Source organism: Mesorhizobium sp. M0778 (assembly GCF_040320105.1).
Taxonomy (GTDB): Bacteria; Pseudomonadota; Alphaproteobacteria; order Rhizobiales; family Rhizobiaceae; genus Mesorhizobium.
This window is the reverse complement of record NZ_JAMYPA010000005.1, coordinates 164,811-183,042: the sequence shown is the minus strand read 5'-3', so window position 1 is coordinate 183,042 and position 18,232 is coordinate 164,811. Positions and strand designations below refer to the sequence as shown.

General features: G+C 63.3%; 18 protein-coding genes. 17 read left to right on the top strand and 1 reads right to left on the bottom strand.

The features are described from left to right. Nucleotide 1 precedes the first annotated feature (1 nt). Nucleotides 2-1,255 (bottom strand): NAD(P)/FAD-dependent oxidoreductase, encoded by a 1,254-nt coding sequence (locus NKI22_RS09705; protein WP_352815768.1) that lies wholly within the window; start codon nucleotides 1,253-1,255, stop codon nucleotides 2-4. Nucleotides 1,256-1,678: 423 nt separating this feature from the next. On the opposite strand from NKI22_RS09705, the gene NKI22_RS09700 reads away from it, so the two are divergent. The 17 genes from NKI22_RS09700 to metK all read left to right on the top strand — a co-directional run bounded on the left by NKI22_RS09700 (nucleotide 1,679) and on the right by metK (nucleotide 18,232). Then, nucleotides 1,679-2,971, top strand: a complete 1,293-nt coding sequence (locus NKI22_RS09700; protein ID WP_502897691.1) for an imelysin family protein — start codon at nucleotides 1,679-1,681, stop codon at nucleotides 2,969-2,971. 55 nt (nucleotides 2,972-3,026) lie between these two features. Further along, nucleotides 3,027-3,338 carry a (2Fe-2S)-binding protein gene (locus NKI22_RS09695; RefSeq protein WP_084642720.1) on the top strand — a complete coding sequence of 104 codons (312 nt, stop codon included), beginning with the start codon at nucleotides 3,027-3,029 and terminating at the stop codon, nucleotides 3,336-3,338. Beyond that, the gene (bfr, locus tag NKI22_RS09690; protein WP_023719581.1) at nucleotides 3,304-3,789 is read left to right on the top strand and encodes a bacterioferritin; all 486 of its coding nucleotides are present in this window, start codon (nucleotides 3,304-3,306) and stop codon (nucleotides 3,787-3,789) included. The genes NKI22_RS09695 and bfr overlap by 35 nt, the downstream gene beginning before the upstream one ends. Before the next feature lie 96 nt (nucleotides 3,790-3,885). Further along, entirely contained in the window at nucleotides 3,886-5,409 is a 1,524-nt protein-coding gene (locus NKI22_RS09685; RefSeq protein WP_502897175.1) for a di-heme oxidoreductase family protein, read from the top strand. After that, on the top strand, nucleotides 5,409-6,488 hold the full coding sequence (locus tag NKI22_RS09680) for an imelysin family protein (RefSeq protein ID WP_352641427.1): 1,080 nt from the start codon (nucleotides 5,409-5,411) through the stop codon (nucleotides 6,486-6,488). The genes NKI22_RS09685 and NKI22_RS09680 overlap by 1 nt, the downstream gene beginning before the upstream one ends. A gap of 2 nt (nucleotides 6,489-6,490) precedes the next feature. Continuing rightward, nucleotides 6,491-7,597 carry a DUF1513 domain-containing protein gene (locus NKI22_RS09675; protein ID WP_352958387.1) on the top strand — a complete coding sequence of 369 codons (1,107 nt, stop codon included), beginning with the start codon at nucleotides 6,491-6,493 and terminating at the stop codon, nucleotides 7,595-7,597. A 160-nt stretch (nucleotides 7,598-7,757) separates the two neighbouring features. Next, nucleotides 7,758-8,435 (top strand): tRNA (adenosine(37)-N6)-threonylcarbamoyltransferase complex dimerization subunit type 1 TsaB, encoded by a 678-nt coding sequence (gene tsaB / locus NKI22_RS09670; protein ID WP_023719577.1) that lies wholly within the window; start codon nucleotides 7,758-7,760, stop codon nucleotides 8,433-8,435. Beyond that, nucleotides 8,435-8,929: a ribosomal protein S18-alanine N-acetyltransferase gene (gene rimI, locus NKI22_RS09665; protein ID WP_023719576.1), complete on the top strand. Its 495-nt coding sequence runs from the start codon at nucleotides 8,435-8,437 to the stop codon at nucleotides 8,927-8,929. The genes tsaB and rimI overlap by 1 nt, the downstream gene beginning before the upstream one ends. A gap of 21 nt (nucleotides 8,930-8,950) precedes the next feature. After that, a complete protein-coding gene (gene olsA / locus NKI22_RS09660) occupies nucleotides 8,951-9,751 on the top strand; it encodes a lyso-ornithine lipid O-acyltransferase (RefSeq protein WP_023719575.1) in 801 nt (266 codons plus the stop codon). Between the two features lie 63 nt (nucleotides 9,752-9,814). After that, nucleotides 9,815-11,224, top strand: a complete 1,410-nt coding sequence (gene miaB, locus NKI22_RS09655; RefSeq protein ID WP_352641431.1) for a tRNA (N6-isopentenyl adenosine(37)-C2)-methylthiotransferase MiaB — start codon at nucleotides 9,815-9,817, stop codon at nucleotides 11,222-11,224. Nucleotides 11,225-11,307: 83 nt separating this feature from the next. Next, nucleotides 11,308-12,300 carry a PhoH family protein gene (locus tag NKI22_RS09650; protein WP_023719573.1) on the top strand — a complete coding sequence of 331 codons (993 nt, stop codon included), beginning with the start codon at nucleotides 11,308-11,310 and terminating at the stop codon, nucleotides 12,298-12,300. A gap of 17 nt (nucleotides 12,301-12,317) precedes the next feature. Further along, the gene (gene ybeY, locus NKI22_RS09645) at nucleotides 12,318-12,815 is read left to right on the top strand and encodes an rRNA maturation RNase YbeY (protein WP_352483242.1); all 498 of its coding nucleotides are present in this window, start codon (nucleotides 12,318-12,320) and stop codon (nucleotides 12,813-12,815) included. Nucleotides 12,816-12,843: 28 nt separating this feature from the next. Further along, the gene (locus NKI22_RS09640; protein ID WP_352483241.1) at nucleotides 12,844-13,917 is read left to right on the top strand and encodes a hemolysin family protein; all 1,074 of its coding nucleotides are present in this window, start codon (nucleotides 12,844-12,846) and stop codon (nucleotides 13,915-13,917) included. A 17-nt stretch (nucleotides 13,918-13,934) separates the two neighbouring features. Next, the gene (locus NKI22_RS09635) at nucleotides 13,935-14,405 is read left to right on the top strand and encodes a VOC family protein (RefSeq protein ID WP_023719570.1); all 471 of its coding nucleotides are present in this window, start codon (nucleotides 13,935-13,937) and stop codon (nucleotides 14,403-14,405) included. A 93-nt stretch (nucleotides 14,406-14,498) separates the two neighbouring features. Beyond that, on the top strand, nucleotides 14,499-16,085 hold the full coding sequence (gene lnt / locus NKI22_RS09630; protein ID WP_023719569.1) for an apolipoprotein N-acyltransferase: 1,587 nt from the start codon (nucleotides 14,499-14,501) through the stop codon (nucleotides 16,083-16,085). Nucleotides 16,086-16,222: 137 nt separating this feature from the next. Then, complete coding sequence (locus NKI22_RS09625; protein ID WP_023719568.1) at nucleotides 16,223-16,642, top strand: helix-turn-helix domain-containing protein; 420 nt, start codon at nucleotides 16,223-16,225, stop codon at nucleotides 16,640-16,642. Between the two features lie 300 nt (nucleotides 16,643-16,942). After that, nucleotides 16,943-18,232: a methionine adenosyltransferase gene (gene metK / locus NKI22_RS09620; RefSeq protein ID WP_023719567.1), complete on the top strand. Its 1,290-nt coding sequence runs from the start codon at nucleotides 16,943-16,945 to the stop codon at nucleotides 18,230-18,232.

Genomic DNA, 18,232 nt, shown 5'->3' with positions numbered 1-18,232 from the left:
GCTATCCGGCCGCTCTTGCAGGCTCTGCCTGCTGGAAGGCGGCGAGCGCCGCCTTCAGCCCGTCGGGCCCGGTCGCGACAATCTGCGGCGACGGCGAAAAGCCGGCGCCGAGCATCTTGCGGCCAAGCATATGGTCGCCGGGCCGGTTGACCGATTCGATGCCGAGCAGCCGGCTTGCGGCGTAGTGGTAGATCGAGAATTTGTTTTCGGCCACGTCGCCCAGCACGACATGGCTGTCGCCGCCCGCAATCAGGCCGACCATCTGCAGCTTCATGTCGCCGATATCGGACCAGAACCACGGCACCGCCGAGTAATTGTCGGCATGGCCGATGATGGTGCGCGCGGCGAGCCGCGCCTGGTCTGTGGCGTTCTGCACCGATTCCAGCCGCACATCGCCGCCGGTGAACCAGTGCCGGTAGGAGGCGGCGTCGCCGATGGCGAGGATTTCCGGCACCGACGTGCGCATCTGCTGGTCGACGCGGATGCCGTTGGCGATGGCAATACCGGCGGCTTCGGCCAATTCGACATTCGGCACGACGCCAATGCCGATGACGACCATCTGTGCCGGCAATCTCTCGCCGGACGAGGTGATTGCAGCCGAAACACGGCCGTTCTCGCCTTCCAGCCGTTCGATGGTGGTGCCGGTGAGGACGCGCACACCGGTGGCTTCCAGCCGCTTGCGCACATGGCCGGCGATGACCGGCGCCACGGCGCGGCCGAGCAGTCGGTCGACCGCCTCGACCACCGTGACCTTGCGGCCGGCGGCGGTGAGCGTCGCGGCAATCTCCAGGCCGATGAAGCCGCCGCCGAGGATGACGGCCTCCTCGCTTTGCGCGCTCAATTCGCGGATCAGGCGGGCATCGCCGAGCGAGCGCAGCGACACAACGCCGGAAAGCTCCGAACCCGGCAGCGGCAGCAGGCGCGGCCGCGCGCCGGTGGCGAGGACCAGCCGCTCGAACGGCAACACGCCGCCGCCCGATATCTCCAGCCTGCGGCCGCCTGCATCGATGCGCTCGACCCCGATGCCTGGCCGGAAGTCGATGGCGCTGCCGGTATAAAAAGCCTCGCCGCGCAGCGGCTGCGGCTTTGCTTGCTGATCCTTGATGAAGGTCTTCGACAGCGGCGGCTTGTGGTAGGGCAATTCGTTTTCGTCGCCGACCAGGATCACCGGCCCGTCATAGCCCTCTTCGCGCAGGCTGGCAGCCGCTTGCACGCCCGCATGACCCGCACCGACAATGACAACCCCGTTCTTCATAACAGCCCGATTCCTCATCCAAATCTAGGACGTCCCGCCAGGTGGCGATTGTCCGGCGCCGCCGCAAGAGCGCCGATCCGGGTCGCACCCGGAACGGCCGCCTGTCAATCGCTTCATGCGCCGGCATTCCGGATAGATCGGCGTTAAAGTTGACAGTTCTAGTTTAGAATAATTCTAAACTGTTGTTTCAATTGAATTTTTTCTAGACCACCAGTTGACATCCGGCGTGTTCGCCGTTTTATGGAAGCTCGCGCGTCAGCGCATCCCTTTGATGTCTGGGCCTTGAACCCTTTCGATTGGAGGCATTTCGGTGTCTTTCTTCCGCGAACCGCGCGATGGCGCGACCCTTCTTTGCCCGCTGGCAACTGCCCGCCGCGGCGCCGGCATTTCATTGATTCCCGAGGAGAGACAGTCATGAGAACGATGATCACGGCGCGGTATGGCGGCAGGCTTGCGGCGATCGGCGCCACCGCGATGCTCACGGCGGCGGTGTTCGTGCTGCCGGCAAAGGCGCAAACCGATGCCAAGGCGGTCATCAAGACCTATTCCGACATTGCGCTCGCTAAATACGAGGATTCGCTGATCACGGCCGAGGCGCTCGACAAGGCTGTCGATGCACTGCTCGCCAAGCCATCGGTCGAAACGCTGAACGCCGCCCGCGAGGCCTGGAAGGCATCGCGCGTTCCCTATCAGCAGACCGAGGTCTATCGCTTCGGCAATGCCATCGTCGATGACTGGGAAGGCAAGGTGAACTCCTGGCCGCTCGACGAGGGCTTGATCGACTATGTCGCCAAGAGCTACGGCACCGAGTCGGACGCCAACGCGCTCTATACCGCCAATGTGATCGCCAACAAGTCGATCGAGATCAACGGCAAGAAGGTCGACGCTACCAATCTGACGCCGGAGTTCCTCTCCGGCACCCTGCAGGAAGCCGGCGGCATCGAGGCCAATGTGGCGACCGGCTATCACGCCATCGAATTCCTGCTATGGGGCCAGGACCTGCACGGCACCGGTCCTGGCGCCGGCGAGCGGCCCTACACCGATTACGATCTTGCCAATTGCACCGGCGGCAATTGCGACCGTCGCGGGCAGTACCTGAAATCGGCGAGCGACCTTCTGGTTTCCGATCTCAAGGACATGGTCAACGACTGGAAGGAAGGCGGCGCCGCCCGCAAGAACCTTGTCGATGGCGAGCAGAACGCCGCCATTTCGACCATCTTCACCGGCATGGGCTCGCTGTCCTATGGCGAGCTCGCCGGCGAGCGGATGAAGCTCGGCCTCTTGCTGCACGATCCGGAAGAGGAGCACGATTGTTTCTCCGACAACACTTACAACTCCCATCTCAATGACGCCGTCGGCATCCGCGCCGCCTATCTCGGCAGCTACACGCGGCTTGACGGCACTGTCGTCGAGGGCCCGTCGGTGGCCGACATGGTCAAGGCGGCCGATCCGGCGATCGACAAGGAATTATCGGACAAACTGGATGTCACCGTCGCCAAGATGGAGGCCATCAAGGCGCGGGCGCTTGCCGGCGAGGCCTATGACCAGCAGATCGGAGAGGGCAACACGGAAGGCAATGCCACCGTGCAGGCGGCGATCGAGGCGCTGGTCGATCAGACCAAGTCGATCGAACGCGCCGTCGGTACCCTGAAGCTCAATGCCATAGCCTTCGAGGGCTCGGACAGCCTCGATTCACCGGACAAGGTGTTCCAGTAAACTATCGAAACCACCAGCCACGCGGTGCAATGAGCGCCGTCAGCCAGAGCGCCAAATGCTGATCTGCCATTGCAACATCATCACCGAAAAGGAGATAGAGCAGACGATCGTCGAACTGCTGGATGAGGACCCTTGGCAGCTTATCGTGCCGGCGAAGGTCTATCATGCCATGCACAAGCGCGGTCGCTGTTGCGGCTGCTTCCCAAATGTGGTCGAAACGATCATTCGGGTCACCGAAAATTACCACACCCGCTCGGCGGCGAGCGGCGTGGACATCGTTTCACACCTGGATCGCGTCAGAGGCCTGCGCGTCCAATACGGGAGCAGAACCCATGAAAGGCGAACAGCAGATCATAGAGCGGCTTAACGAGGCTCTGTTTCTGGAACTTGGAGCGGTCAATCAGTACTGGGTGCATTTCCGGCTGCTGGAAGACTGGGGATACGCCAAGCTGGCGAAGAAGGAACGCGCCGAATCGATCGAGGAAATGCACCATGCCGACCGGCTCGTGGCGCGCATCATTTTCCTCGAGGGCCATCCGAACCTGCAGTCCGTGGCGCCGCTGCGCATCGGGCAGAATGTCAAGGAAGTGCTCGAATCCGATCTTGCCGGCGAATATGACGCGCGCACTGCCTACAAGCGGTCGCGCGAGATCTGCAACGAGGCAGGCGACTACGTGACGATGAAGCTGTTCGAGGAATTGCTGACTGACGAGGAAGGTCACATCGACTTCCTCGAGACGCAACTCGATCTGCTGGCCTCGATCGGCGAGGAAAAATACGGCCAGCTCAACGCGGCATCGGCCGACGAGGCGGAATAAGGACATGCAGGAATGCGGCGCCCCCTAGATTTCATGCGCCGCTTGCGGCCGGCCGAGCATTGCGGCCTGCCGCCTCAGAAGAAACCGCGATACGGAATGGTTCGCGGCGCTTTTCTTGCCGTGGTGGCGACGCTCACAGCCTCGGCGCTGGCCGGAGCGCCGCAACCGGCGGGCCTTGCTACCAGCCGCACCGATCTGACGCCGAAGGATCTGGCGCGCGTCATCGCCATTACCAGGCCGACCAGCGATTTCTCCAAGCCCGAGCAATTCGAGCTAATGCAGGGCGGCGCCGGCACCTCGAAGAAGGACGTCAACAAGGACGCCTTCTCGCAATCCTCTGCCAACATCAGCTTCGAGGAAGAGGGCACCTTCAAGCTCGGCAACGCCATCTTCCGCAAGAACTGGGTGTCCTCGCCATCCTCGACACAGGCCTCGGATGGGCTCGGTCCGCTGTTCAATGAGCGCGCCTGCCAGAACTGTCATCTGAAGGACGGCCGCGGCCATCCGCCCCAAGGCGACAGCGGCACCACCTCGATGTTCCTGCGCCTGGCAAGGCAAGCCAGTACCGAGGAGGAGGAAGCCGCGCTCGCCGATCACAAGGTGCTCAACTTCCCCGACCCGGTCTATGGCACGCAATTGCAGGAATTGGCGGTACCCGGCCTGCAGGGCGAGGGCAGGATGCATGTCGACTATCAGGACGAGAAGGTGAAATTGGCGGATGGCAGCACGGTGTCGCTGCGCAAGCCGAGCTATTCGGTCGAGGGCCTCGCCTACGGGCCGCTCGACCCGCACACCACGCTGTCGCCGCGCATGACGCCGCCGATGATCGGCCTCGGCCTGGTCGAGCAGATCGCTCCTGCCGACATCCTTGCGCGTGCCGATGCGGCCGACCGCGATGGTGACGGGATTTCCGGCAGGCCCAACATAATACGTGACGGCAGCAGCGGTGAACTGACGCTCGGCCGTTTCGGCTGGAAGGCGCAGGCGGCATCGATCCGCCAGCAATCGGCGGACGCTTTTGCCGGTGATATCGGCATTTCGACGCCCGAGGTGCCGAAGCACTGGGGCGATTGCACCTCCGGAGAAAAGACCTGCCTTGCCCTGCCTAACGGCGTGCAGGAGCGCCTCGGTCCGGTCGAAGCGCCGCCGCCGATCATGGACCTCGTTACCTTCTATTCGCAAAACCTTGCCGTGCCGGCCCGGCGCGGTCTCGACAGACCGGACGTGCTCGCCGGCAAAAAACTGTTCTACGATATGGGCTGCATCTCCTGCCATACGCCGAAATTCGTCACCCGTCGCGGCACCCCGAATAAGGCGCAGGCCTTCCAGCTGATCTGGCCGTATTCCGATTTCCTGCTGCACGACATGGGACCAGGCCTTGCCGACGGGCAGGCGGTGGGCGAGGCCACGGGAAGCGAATGGCGCACGCCGCCGCTGTGGGGCATCGGGCTCACCCAGACCGTCAGCGGCAACACCTTCTTCCTGCATGACGGGCGCGCGCGCAGCCTGGCCGAGGCGATCCTGTGGCATGGCGGCGAGGGCCAGAAGGCGCGTGACCGCTTTGCCGCCGCTGATGCGGCCGATCGCGATGCGCTGATCAAATTTCTGGAGTCGCTCTGATGCCGAAGCGTCTTGCGCTTGCGCTCGCTCTGATGCTGGTCCTCACCGGTGCGCTGCCAGCATCCGCGGCGGTGAAGGCTTCGGATGTGATCCAGCGGGCGACCGACGGCTTCATCCGCCCAGCATATGCCAGGCTGCATGATCATGCGGGCAGCTTGACCGAGGCAATGCACACGCTTTGCCAGGCGCCCTCGCAAGACAACCTCGATGCGGCACGCGCCGAGTTCGCCGGTGTCGTGGATGCCTGGTCGGTGGTGGAAATCATCCGTTTCGGGCCGATCGCGGAAAACAATCGGCTGGAGCGCATGCTGTTTTGGCCAGACCGCAAGAGTATCGGCCTGAAGCAGGTGCAGGCAGCACTTGCCGGCAAGGATCCGGTCGCTGCCGATCCGGCCCAGCTGGCGACAAAGAGCGTCGCCATGCAAGGGCTCGGCGCACTGGAATTCGTGCTCCATGGCGACGGCGCCGATCAATTGGCCGGCAAGGACGATGGCTATCGCTGCGCTTACGGCGCGGCCATCGCCGGCAATGTCGAGACAATCGTCGGCGAGGTCAGCGATGCCTGGAATAAGCCCGATGGCTTTGCCGCGCTCTGGGCCAATCCGGGTCCGCAGAACGCGCTCTATCACGACGGCACCGAAGCGGTGACCGAACTGGTCGGCGTCTTCATCAACGAGCTGGAAATGGTTCGCGACGTGCGCCTGAAAGGCTTCGTGGGCGCCAAGCCGGAGGCCGACAAACCGAAACAGGCGATCTATTGGCGCTCGCAAAACACCGCCCGCTCGCTGACCGGGAATCTGGCGGGCATGGACGCGCTGTTCCAGGCCTCGCAGCTTGGCGACGCGCTGCCGCCCGATGCGCGCTGGATGGCGGAATCGGTCCACATCCAGCTCACCAACGGGATTGAGGCGGCCAAGGCGATCAGGGGTCCGATCGACAAGGCACTTGTCGATCCGGCGCAGCGCCGCAAGCTCGACTATTTCTCGCTGGTGACATCCAGCCTGACGACCCTGATCGGCACCAGGCTGACCGCCGAATTCGGCCTGACCGCCGGGTTCTCGTCACTGGATGGCGACTGACCATGAGGACGCCGCTGATCGATCGGCGCGATTTCCTGAGGGCCGCAGGCGCTGGTTTCGTAGCGGCGATGGCGCCGTCGGCCTGGGCAAAGACACTCGACGCCGACGCGGTCTTCGCCACCGCTTTCGTCAAGCGCGACGGCAGCTATGGCGCGGCCGTCCTGTCCGAGGCCGGCAAGTTGTTGCACGCGATCGATCTGCCCGATCGGGGCCACGACGTTACTTTCGACCCGGTGTCGAAGCGTTCGGTGGTGTTTGCCAGGCAGCCGGGCACCTTTGCTGTCGTCTTCGACCATACCGGCCGCGATGAACCGCAGACCATTGCCAGCGTTGCCGGCCGACATTTCTTCGGCCATGGCGTGTTCTCGGCCGACGGCACGCTGCTCTACGCCACCGAGAACGATTTCGACAATGCCGCCGGCGTGGTCGGCGTCTATGACGCGCATGCGAAATTCAAGCGCATCGGCGAGTTCCCGACCTACGGCATGGGCCCACACGAGCTTTTGCTGCTTTCCAATGGCAGGACGATTGCTGTGGCTAATGGCGGCATCGAGACGCATCCGGATTATGGCCGCGCAGAGCTCAATATCGCAACGATGAAGCCGTCCTATGTTCTGGTCGACCGCCTTACCGGCGATCTCACCGAAAAGCACGAATTGCCGCCGGCGCTGCACCAACTGTCGATCCGCCATATGGATGCCGACCGGTCCGGCACCGTCTGGTTCGGCTGTCAATACAGGGGGCCGGGTACCGATCGTCCCCCGCTGGTCGGCCGCGCGCCGCGCGGCAAGGACTTGCAATTGCTCGACATGTCGCAAGACGTGCTCTCCTGCTTCAGGAACTATATCGGCTCGGTCGCCGCCAACCCTGCCGCCGGCACCATCGCCGTGTCTTCGCCTGAGGGGAATTCGCTTGCCGTGATCGACACCGCCAGCAGCCGCATCGTCGCTACCAAGGCGCTGGTCGAGGTCTGTGGCGTGGCGCCCGATGGGAAAAGCTTCATGGCGACGACGGGCGCCGGCGAAATTGTCGAGGGCGGTGGCACGATCCGTTCCGAGCCGGACTATGTCTGGGACAATCACGTGCTGCGTATCGAGCAGATCGGCTAATCCTGGCAACGGTTTGTGGCAGTTGCGTTCGTCGAAACTTACCTTCTTGGACCCACACTCCAAGCAAGTCGCCTGAAGATTTGTGGATATTCCCCTTGCGGGGATCAGCCCTGGCGGGCAGAGGGAGGCTGCTTTCGAAACTGTCTCAACCGGGCGCTTCATGAAGTTGCTTGCCATCGACTGTGCCGCCAATCTCTGCGCCGCCTGCGTCTACGACGCGGCGGCCGGGAAAGAACTCGGCCGTTCGGTGCTCGATCTCGGCAAGGGTCATGCCGAGCATCTGATGGGTGTCATCGAAGGGGCGTTGAAGGCGGCCGGAACGGACTTTACCGGCCTCGGCGCCATTGCCGTTGCGACCGGTCCGGGCTCCTTCACCGGTCTGCGCGTCGGCGTCTCGGCGGCGCGCGGCCTTGCGCTGGCGCTGAAAATCCCCGCGATCGGCGTGACGACTCTGGAGGCGTTGGCCGCAGAGGCCGCAGCGATATTTCCCCGCCGCGCCGTGCTCGCCGCGCTCGATGCAGGCCGCGAGGAGATCCATGCGGCGCTTTACGATGAGAGGTCGGTTCTGATCTATGGTCCGGCTGTGACCACGCTCTCGCAAGCCGCAGCCATGGCGACCGACATCTCTCCGGTTCTGGCGGGCACGGCGGCAACCCAAATTGCCGCGGCGGCCGGGCGCAGCTTCGATCTCGGCGGGACGGCGGCCACCGCCGACATCGCCGTCTATGCCCATCGGGCCGCAGCCAAGGGCGAGGGCGAAAAGCCGAAACCGCTCTATCTGCGCGGCGCCGACGCCAAGCCGCAGGCCGGCTTTGTTTTATCGAGGCAAAAAAACTGATGCGCATTCCGTTCCTCCAGCCGCGCCGCAGGGACTATGCGCTCGAGCCGCTGACAATTGCCGACAGCGCGGCCATGTCGGTGCTGCATCGCGAGGATTTCGCGCGGCCGTGGACCGACGACGAATTCGCCGCACTGCTCGAGCAGGACACCGTGTTCGGCTATGCCGCGCGCGAGACCGGACAGGGCGCCAAGCCGCCGGTCGGCTTCGTGCTGGCGCGGCTGGCGGCCGGCGAGGGGGAGGTCCTGACGGTCGCGGTGGCACGCTCGCATCGGCGCCGGGGGCTCGGCTGGCAATTGATGGATGCGGTGCTGCGCGAATTGCACGCACAGCGCGCCGAGGCACTTTTCCTCGAGGTCGACGAGACCAACGTCGCTGCGATCGCGCTCTATCGGCGGCTTGGCTTCCGCGAGGTCGGCAAGCGCGCCAACTATTACAAATCGCCGGAACACGGCCCGACCGGCGCGCTTGTCATGCGCCGCGATCTTCGCTAGCCAAACGCCGGGGTGGTGCGGATGATCGGAAAAATCAGGATTTTCCTGGCGCTGGGGCTGGTTGTCGTCGGCTCATTGGTGCTTGTGCCGCTGCAGGTCCTGTCGATGAGGACCGGGCTCTGGCGCGAGACCTTCATCCTGAAGATCTGGCACAGGATGATCGTCAGGGCGCTGGGGCTGCGCATCCATGTCAAGGGGGCGCTGTCCGGCCAGCGCCCATTGCTGATTGCCGCCAACCACATCTCCTGGACCGACATCATGGTACTGGGGTCGATGGTCGACGTGACGTTCATCGCCAGGGCCGACATGGCCGGCTGGCCGTTGATCGGCATGCTGTCGAAGCTGCAGCGCACTGTCTTCATCGAACGTGAGCGCAAACGTTCGTCGGGCGACCAGGCGAGCGAGATCGCTGGCCGCATGGCCAAGGGCGACGCCATGGTGCTGTTTGCCGAAGGCTCGACCGGCGACGGCAACATGATCCTGCCGTTCAAGAGTACGCTGTTCGGCGCCGCTACAATGGCGATTGCGGAAGGGGCGGCCGAACAGGTCTTCATCCAGCCGGTGGCGATCGTCTATACGCGCCTGCATGGCGTGCCGCTCGGCCGCCGGCATCGGCCGGTTGCCGCCTGGATCGGCGATGAAGAGCTGATGCCGCATCTGAAGGTGCTGATGGCCGAGGGCGCCCTCGACGTCGAGGTGCATTTTGGCGAGGCGATTGCTTTCTCCAAGGGCTCCAGCCGCAAGGAAACGGCAAAGCAGATGGAACGCCAGGTGCGCGAGATGGTACAGGCGGCTCTCGCCGAACCGCGCCCAAGCCGGTAAGCCGCGCAGGTTCCGGCCAGATTCGTCTGTTTTTTGTCAGGGAAAGGCGCTAGAAGCCGCGAAATGGAATTGAACACGATAGAACGCGACGACATCGGCGCTGCCGCCGAAAACCTAGTCGTTCTGCCTGCCGCGACCAGAAAGGTCTTCGTCAAGACCTATGGCTGCCAGATGAACGTCTACGATTCGCAGCGCATGACCGATGCGCTGGCGGCCGACGGCTATGCCGCGACAGACGCTATCGGCGAGGCCGATCTGGTGCTGCTCAACACCTGCCACATCCGCGAGAAAGCGGCGGAAAAAGTCTATTCGGAACTTGGGCGCATCCGTGAGTTGAAGGCGGAACGTGCTAAGGCCGGGCGCGAAATGCTGGTCGGCGTCGCCGGCTGCGTGGCGCAGGCCGAGGGTGCCGAGATCATCCGCCGCTCGCCGGCCGTCGATCTGGTCATCGGCCCGCAGACCTACCACCGGCTGCCCGGTGTGCTGGCGAGGGCGCGGAGCGGCGAAAAGATCGTCGAGACCGACTATGCCGTCGAGGACAAGTTCGAGCATCTGCCGCAGCCGAAGCGCGCCGAACTGATCAGGCGCGGCGTGACGGCGTTCTTGACCGTTCAGGAAGGCTGCGACAAGTTCTGCACCTTCTGTGTCGTGCCCTACACACGCGGCTCGGAAGTCTCGCGGCCGGTAGCACAGATCGTCGCCGAGGCCGAGCGCCTGGCGGATGCCGGCGTGCGCGAGGTGACGCTGCTCGGCCAGAACGTCAATGCCTGGCATGGAAGAGGTGAAAACGGCGCAGAATGGGGCCTTGGCCGGCTGCTGTTCAGGCTGGCCGAGATTCCGGGCCTGGCGCGTCTGCGCTACACAACCAGTCATCCGCGCGACATGGACGATGAATTGATCGCCGCCCATCGTGATTTGCCTACGCTGATGCCCTATCTACATTTGCCGGTGCAATCCGGCTCCGACCGCATACTCAAGGCGATGAACCGCAGACATATGGCCAAGGACTATCTGACGTTGATCGACCGCATCCGTGCCGCACGGAACGACATTGCGCTGTCGGGCGATTTTATCGTCGGCTTTCCCGGCGAGACGGAAGTCGATTTCGAGGCGACCATGCAGTTGGTCCAAGACGTCAACTATGCCTCGGCCTTTTCGTTCAAATATTCGCTGCGCCCCGGCACGCCGGGCGCCGAGATGAGTGATCACGTGCCGGAGGCCGTCAAGGACGAGCGCCTGCAGCGGCTGCAGGCGCTACTGCTGAAACAGCAGCAGGATTTCGGCGCAAGCCTGATCGGCAGGACCATCGACACGCTGATCGAAAAGCCGGGCCGCCAGGCCGGTCAGAAGGTTGGCCGCTCGCCCTGGCTGCAGCCGGTTATTGTTGATGAAATGGCCGGCGAAATCGGTGACATTATCCAGGTACGAATCACGAAGACGGGCTACAACAGCCTGTTCGCCGAATTGGCCTGAAGGTCTCGGCAGATGAGGAGAGACGGTTGAGCGCTGCTGAAGTGAAGAACCTGCCCCAGAACCTACCCTCGGGGGCCTCGGATATGGCGCACATCGTACTGACTTTCGACAACAACAAGCTTGCCAGCGCCCTTTACGGCCAATTCGACGAGAATCTGGCCAGACTCGAGCAGAAGCTCGGCGTCGACATCCGCTCGCGCGGCAATCAATTAACCATCAAAGGCTCTTCCTCGGCGGCCGAGCAGGCACGCCGCGCCTTGGACAATCTTTACGGAATTCTGCAGAAAGGCACCGATATCGGCCAGTCCGATGTCGACGGCGCTGTGCGCATGGCGATCGCCGCCGACGACCAACTGACGCTGCCGACACTGGAGCGCAAGGGCAAGGTGTCTGCCGCCCAGATATCGACGCGCAAGAAGACGATCTATGCCCGCTCGCTGAACCAGGACGCCTATATGCGCGCGCTGGAGCGGTCGGAACTCGTCTTCGGCATCGGCCCGGCCGGCACCGGAAAGACCTATCTGGCGGTGGCGCATGCGGCAATGCTGCTCGAACGCGGCATGGTCGAACGCATCGTGCTGTCGCGCCCCGCGGTCGAGGCCGGCGAACGGCTTGGCTTTCTGCCGGGTGACATGAAGGAGAAGGTCGATCCTTATCTGCGGCCGCTCTATGACGCGCTCTACGACATGATGCCGGCCGACAAGGTCGAGCGGGCGATTGCCGCCGAGGTCATCGAGATCGCGCCGCTGGCGTTCATGCGCGGCCGTACGCTGGCGCACGCTGCCGTCATCCTCGACGAGGCGCAGAACACCACGCCCATGCAGATGAAGATGTTCCTGACCCGGCTCGGCGAGAACTCGCGCATGATCGTCACCGGCGATCCGACCCAGATCGATCTGCCGCCAAACACCAAGTCCGGCCTGGTCGAGGCGCTGAGAATCCTCGACGGCGTCACCGGCATGGTGACGGTCCGCTTCAACGAAGGCGACGTCGTCAGGCATCCGCTGGTCGCCGAGATCGTCAAGGCCTACGACCGCGACGGCAAGCTGGCCAGGGGCTTGGGTGTCGAAGGCTGATATGATTATGCGGCCGCATGGCTGAGGAGCAAAAGGCGGGGGGGCCGCTTCCCGTCGAGATCGATATCGCGATCGAGGCCGGAGATTGGCCCGCCGAGACGACGCTGACGCGGCTGGTCGACCATGCCGTCTCGGCCGCCTTTGCCGAAACCGGTGCGGACGGGCGTTCCGAGCTCAGCATCCTCTTTTCCGACGATGCCCATATCCGCACGCTCAATGCCGGCTGGCGCGGCAAGGACAAGCCGACCAACGTCCTGTCTTTTCCGGCTTTTCCGTTTGCCCGGGGCGGGCCGCTGCCGCCGATGCTCGGCGACATCGTGCTGGCCGCCGAGACGGTCGCGCGCGAGGCGGCACTGGAAGACAAGCCGGTCGAGGACCATATCTCCCATCTCGTTATCCATGGCCTGCTGCATTTGCTGGGCTACGATCACGAAACCGACGCCGAAGCGGAACTGATGGAAGCGACAGAGCGCGCAGCACTTGCGAGGCTTGCCATTCCCGATCCCTACACGTAATTACAAAAGATCAATTGACCGGACGATGATGAACGACAAACCAGAGACTGCCGCCCGCCCCGATGCCGGCAGTGCGATCAAGCCTTCCGAAACGACGGAAGAGGGCTCGAGTCCGAGTACCACGACCGGCAGCTTCGCCAGCGAGGCATCGCCTGCCGGTCCTTCCCTGTTCGATCGCGTGCTCGGGCTTTTCAGGCACCGCAACGGCACCAGCCTGCGCGAGGAGATTGCCGGTGCGCTTGCCGAAACGGCGAGCGATGCGGAATCCTTCTCGCCCGGCGAACGCGCCATGCTCAACAATATCCTGCGTCTGCGCGAAGTGCGCGTCGAGGACGTCATGGTGCCGCGCGCCGACATCGAGGCGGTCGAGATCACCACGAAGCTGGGTGATCTTCTGGGGCTCTTCGAACAGTCCGGCCATTCCCGCATGCCGGTCTATTCGGAGACGCTCGACGACCCGCGCGGCATGGTCCATATCCGCGACGTGCTGGCGCACATCACCAAGGTCGCCCGCGTCCGAAAGGGCAGGACGACCAGGAAAACCGCGGTCGCAACGGTTCTCGATCTCGCCCAGGTCGATCTGGCGCGCACCATCGGCGATCTCAACCTGATCCGACCGGTGCTGTTCGTGCCGCCGTCGATGCTCGCCTCCGACCTGATGGGGCGGATGCAGACGACGCGCACCCAGATGGCGCTGGTCATCGACGAATATGGCGGCACCGACGGCCTCGTCTCGCTCGAGGATATCGTCGAGATGGTGGTCGGCGACATCGAGGACGAGCACGACGACGACGAGCCGATGATCACCCAGGCCGGCGAAGGCGTCTTCATCGTCGACGGCAAGGCCGAGATCGACGATGTCGCCAAGATGATCGGCGAGGATTTCGCCGCCGGCGAGCACGGCGAATATGTCGACACGATCGGCGGCATGATCTTCAACACGCTTGGCCGGGTGCCGGCGCGCGGCGAAGTGGTGCAGGCCATACCCGGCTTCGAGTTCCATGTGCTCGACGCCGACCCACGCCGCGTCAAGCGCGTGCGCATAGTCGAAACCCTGAAGGGCGAGCGCCGCCGCCGCGCCGCCCGCACCGAGCAGGCTTGAAGGACGCGGCTCGCCCGATGCCGATTGAGGACCCGTTCAAGCACTCGACACTGGGCTCCGGCGTCTTCTACCAGGATCCGCGGGCCGCATTGACATGGCTTGAAAAGGCTTTCGGCTTCGAGCCGAGCATGGTGGTCAGCGATACCGATGGCAGGCTCGTCCATTCCGAGATGCGGTTCGGCGACGGCTATATCATCATCGATTCCGAATGGGCCGACCATATAGCCAGCCCGGCTTCAGTTGCAGGCAAGAACACGCAGTCGGTCCATGCGCGCCTCAAGGACGGGATAGATGCCCACTGTGATCGTGCAAGGGCGGCGGGAGCCGAGATCGTCGAGGAGCCTGCCGACCAGTTCTACGGTGAACGGCAGTACAGGGCGCGCGATCCTGAAGGCCATGTCTGGACCTTTTCCCAGACTGTCCGCTCCGTCCCACGCGAAGAGGCTGAGCGGCTGGGCGGACTGAAGATCGAAGGCTGGCATCGATAGCTATGAGCGGACTTGTTCGCTCTTATCCGGTTTGGAGCCAAGGCCGCGGCCTGATAAATCTTGCTTCCTGATTCGCACGACTCGGAAGCATAGATGGAGCGCCAGGCCGGCCGGATAATTCTGCTTTGGGGCTGGCGGCGCGCGCTGGTGGCGTTTCTTGCCGGCGCGCTGGCGGTTCTCGCTCAGGCGCCTTACGATTTCTTCGCCGTCTGTTTCGTTTCGTTCCCGCTGCTGGTGTGGCTTCTCGATGGCGCGACCGGCGAAGCCTCGGACGGTTTTCTGCGACGCTTGCTGCCGGCTTTCGCCATCGGCTGGTGGTTCGGTTTCGGCTACTTTCTTGCCGGTCTGTGGTGGGTTGGCTCGGCGCTTCTGGTCGAGGCCGACAGCTTCGCCTGGGCCTTGCCGTTCGCGGTGGTTGGCATCCCCCTCGCGCTGGCCTTCTTCTATGGCTTCGCCGCCCTGGTTGCCCGGCTGTTGTGGAGCAATGACATCGGCCGCATCGCCGCGCTCGCCTTCGGCTTTGCGCTGGCGGAATGGTTGCGCGGCTTCCTGTTCACCGGCTTTCCCTGGAATGCCGTCGGCTATGCGGCGATGCCGGTGCCTTTGCTGATGCAGAGCGTGTCGGTGACCGGCATGATCGGCATGAATGCGCTTGCAGTCTTCGTCTTTGCACTGCCGGCCCTGCTTGCGGCGCGCCGGCATCTTCGCCTCGGCGTGGCATTGCTTGTCGTTCTGGTCGTTGCCCATGTCGGCTTCGGCTATCTCAGGCTCGCCGCCCCCGAAAAGCCGGCCGCCCGCAGCCTCGACGTCCGTATCGTGCAGCCTGCCGTCGACCTCACGGAAAAATGGGATGCCTCGGTGCGTGACCGCATCTTCGCCACCATGATGGGGCTTTCGGCCAAAGCGCCGGAACCCGGCCATGACAGGCCGCAGTTGATCCTGTGGCCGGAGACCTCCGTGCCGTTTCTGTTCACCGAACGTCCGGATGCCTTGCCTGCCATCGGAGAGATGCTCGGCGATGGCCAGATGCTGGTCGCCGGCGTCGTTCGCGAGGAAGGCGGCTCGGCGACCGGAAGCCGTTACTACAACTCGGTCGTGGCGATCGACGAAAGGGGCGAAATCGTCGATGCCGTCGACAAGGTTCATCTGGTACCGTTTGGTGAATACCTGCCTTTCGCCGATCTGCTCGGCCGCTTTGGGCTTGAGCAGCTTGTCGCCGGCCCAATGACCTTCGCGGCCGGCAATGAGCGGCACCCGATCACGCTGCCCGGCGGCATCCGGGCGCTGCCGTTTATTTGCTATGAGGTCATCTTTCCCGATCTGGTCGCGGTTGACGCCACGTCAGCCGAGCTTATTGTGAACGTCACCAATGACGCTTGGTTCGGCGACACGCCAGGGCCGTACCAGCACTTCAGGCAGGCGCAGATCCGGGCGGTGGAGAATGGGGTGCCCCTGTTGCGCGCGGCCAATAACGGCATTTCGGCCGTTGTCGACCCGCGAGGACGCATCGTCGACGCGCTGGCTATCGACGCACGCGGCGCCATCGATGTGCGTGTGCCGATCTCCAACCAAGCCATCGTTTCCTCCGGCCAACGACGCATTAACGGAATGCTGATCATGTTTTTGCTTGCCGTTGCGGCATGCATTTTGAACGTAAGGCAAAGGCTACGGGCGAATTGACAGCCGACACATTAGAAACTCATACTGTAAGCGCCTGAAAATTCTCGAAGTCGATAAGGTCGTTCTGTTGGGGCACGGGCCGCGGCGTCGTTTGGGCAGCAAAATAGAAAAAGCCGGAAAAATTCGGCGAGGAAAAAATGACAGAAGAAAACAAGAAAAAGCCGAATCCGATCGACATCCACGTCGGAAGCCGCATCCGGCTTCGCCGCAATATGCTGGGAATGAGTCAGGAAAAACTGGGCGAAAACCTCGGCATAACGTTCCAGCAGATCCAAAAGTACGAAAAAGGCACCAATCGCGTCGGCGCCAGTCGTTTGCAGGCAATCGCCTCGATACTCGGCGTTCCCGTCGCCTTCTTTTTCGAGGATGCGCCCGGTCAGGAGGCCGTGGGCAACCGTGGATTTGCCGAGGATGCGTCGATGACCTCCGCCGTCGAATTCTGCGGCAGCCCGGAAGGCCTCCAGCTGAACCGCGCCTTCGTCAAGATCGCCGACGTGAAAGTGCGTCGCAAGATCATCGAGCTTGTGAAGTCGCTCTCCGTCGACGAGGTCGATTGACTGGCCGTAGCCGGGCATGCAATTTCTCGTGGCTGAGTGCACCGTGGGATGTGCATTCCGCAGATGCGCCGACGCGCGGATCGATTTTGCTCGACATGCTTCCACGAAACCGTTCTCTTCAGCCTGTGAGTGCAAGAGATGAGGGTAGTGCGCCCTGCCGCCGTCTTCTGGACGCAAAGATAATAACGTCAAAATTCATGCTAGAACGGCTGCACGACTTGACGAGCGGCGCCCGGCACCGTTAACAACTGGCGCGCCAAAATCGGCGGCCTGCCGATATTTTTTCAAGAGGGGACACCCGTGACGCGGCACAATTATTTCTTCACCTCGGAATCCGTTGCCGAGGGCCATCCCGACAAGGTCTGCGATCGTATCTCCGACGAGATTGTTGATCTCGTCTACCGCGAGGCCAGAAAGACCGGCATGGACCCGTGGAAAGTCCGCGTCGCCTGCGAGACGCTCGCGACGACCAATCGCGTTGTCATCGCCGGTGAAGTGCGCGTCCCCGAGACGCTGCTCAAGAAGGACAAGGAGGGCAACGTCCTGAAGGATGCGGCCGGCCATCCGATTGTCAACCCGGCCAAGTTCAAGTCGGTCGCACGCAAGGCAATCCGCGAAATCGGCTACGAGCAGGCCGGCTTCCACTGGAAGACGGCCAAGATCGAGGTCCTGCTGCACGGCCAATCGCCGGATATCGGCCAAGGCGTCGACAACGCTTCCGACCGGCAAGGCGAGGAAGGAGCCGGCGATCAGGGCATCATGTTTGGCTATGCCTGCCGCGAAACGCCGGACCTGATGCCGGCGCCGATCTATTACAGCCACAAGATCCTCGAATTGCTGGCCGCTGCGCGCCATGAGGGCAGCGGTGATGCCGGCAGGCTCGGGCCGGATGCCAAGAGCCAGGTGACAGTCCGCTATGTCGACGGCAAAGCGGCGGAAGTGACGCAGATCGTGCTGTCGACCCAACATCTCGATGAGACGTGGGATTCGAAGAAGGTGCGCAACGTCGTCGAGCCCTATATCCGCGAAGCACTAGGCGACCTGAAGATCGCCGACAATTGCAATTGGTACATCAACCCGACTGGCAAGTTCGTCATCGGCGGACCTGACGGCGACGCCGGCCTGACCGGCCGCAAGATCATCGTCGACACCTATGGTGGGGCTGCGCCCCATGGCGGCGGCGCCTTCTCCGGCAAGGACACCACCAAGGTCGACCGCTCGGCCGCCTATGCGGCGCGCTATCTCGCCAAGAACGTGGTTGCCGCGAAGCTTGCCGATCGCTGCACTATCCAGCTTTCCTATGCGATCGGTGTCGCCCAGCCGCTGTCGATCTACGTCGACCTCCACGGCACCGGCAAGGTCGACGAGGCAAAGCTCGAGCGTGCACTGCGCACCGTGATGGACCTGTCGCCGTCCGGCATCCGCCGCCACCTCGATCTCAACAAGCCGATCTATGCCAAGACGTCGTCCTACGGCCATTTTGGCCGCAAGGCCGGCCGCGACGGATCCTTCTCCTGGGAGAAGACCGATCTCGCCAAGGCGCTCAAGGACGCTCTCGCCGAACCGGTCGCCGAAGCAGTCGCCGCCTAA